The organism is Microbacterium sp. B24 (genome assembly GCF_000333415.1).
Taxonomy (GTDB): Bacteria; Actinomycetota; Actinomycetes; order Actinomycetales; family Microbacteriaceae; genus Microbacterium.
This window is the reverse complement of the sequence record NZ_BADB01000492.1, coordinates 1-1,294: the sequence shown is the minus strand read 5'-3', so window position 1 is coordinate 1,294 and position 1,294 is coordinate 1. Positions and strand designations below refer to the sequence as shown.

Genomic DNA, 1,294 nt, shown 5'->3' with positions numbered 1-1,294 from the left:
CCCGGAAGGTCAGCCCCGGGGCACGCCGGCGCGCACCGGGAGACGACGAGGGTGTCGCACTCACTTCCCCTCCGCCTNAGGGTCGACGCCNGGCACCTCGACGCGATAGCCGACGCCGGAGACCGTCGCGATCACGGCGGGACCACCGAGCCGTTGACGCAGACCGGACACCGTGATGCGGACCGCGTTGGTGAAAGGATCGGCGTTCTCGTCCCAGGCGCGTGCGAGCAGTTCCTCGGCGCTGACGACGCCGCCGCCCGCTTCGAGCAGCACCTCCAGGACGGCGAACTGCTTGCGAGTGAGCGCGACATAGCGACCGTCGCGGTACACCTCACGACGGAAGGGGTCGAGGCGGATGCCGGCGAGTTCGCGCACGGGTGGGCGCACCCGTCGGCGACGACGCTCGAGGGCGCGCAGCCGCAGAACGAGCTCGCGCATCGCGAACGGCTTGGTGAGGTAGTCATCGGCGCCCAGCTCGAATCCCGACGCCTTGTCGTCGAGGCGGTCGGCGGCGGTCAGCATGAGGATCGGCACCCCCGTGCCGCCCTGCACGATCGACGCCGCGACCGCATCTCCCGATGTCCCCGGAACATCGCGATCGAGCACGGCGACGTCGTAGTCGGTGTAGGACAGCAACTCCAGCGCGGTATCGCCGTCGCCCGCGAGGTCGGCCGCGATCGCTTCCAGGCGCAGCCCGTCACGGATCGCATCGGCCAGCAGGGGTTCGTCCTCCAGGACCAGCACGCGCATTCTTCGATGCTAAGAGGCCACGCATATCGTCGGCGTATCGGATTTCGGCGACGCTCCCGCAACGGCCTCCGCGTTTGACTCGCCCGCATGGCACTTCACCTCTCCACTCCGCCCGCGGCCCCCTCTGCCCACCACCTCCGCCGGCGATGGCTTCTCGCCGCCGGGATGACCGCAGCTCTCGTGTTGGTCACCGCCACGGTGCTGATGCTGCTGCTCGGAGACCCGCTGACGCACCTGCCACCCGCCGAGTCCCGCGGGTCGATGTCGGACTCGTCGACGTCGTCGTCTGCGCCGAGCCTCGGCGAGACGGATGCCCCCACCGATGCGGCGACGTCCGTCGCCGACGGCTACCTGCCCTGGGGGGTGACCCAGTTCGACACGCAGTACCCGGGCATCTCGCGGATGGATCCCGCACTCCTCGACGCCCTCCAGCGCGCGAGCACCCAGGCCTACGCCGACGGCGTCAGCTTCTTCGTCACGAGCGGTTGGCGCTCGCCCGCGCAGCAGGAGTCGCTGCTGTCGCAGGCGGTGAGCCAGTACGGTT

The 1,294-nt window shown here is 70.2% G+C and carries 1 protein-coding gene and 1 pseudogene; one reads left to right on the top strand and one right to left on the bottom strand.

Annotated features, from left to right (window positions below; all coding sequences use genetic code 11):
• Positions 1-60: 60 nt before the first annotated feature.
• Positions 61-750, bottom strand: a complete 690-nt coding sequence (locus I5I_RS14210; RefSeq protein WP_036321213.1) for a response regulator transcription factor — start codon at positions 748-750, stop codon at positions 61-63.
• Between the two features lie 87 nt (positions 751-837).
• Here I5I_RS14210 and I5I_RS14205 point away from each other — a divergent pair.
• A pseudogene (locus I5I_RS14205) lies at positions 838-1,294 on the top strand (hypothetical protein); the annotation flags it as partial.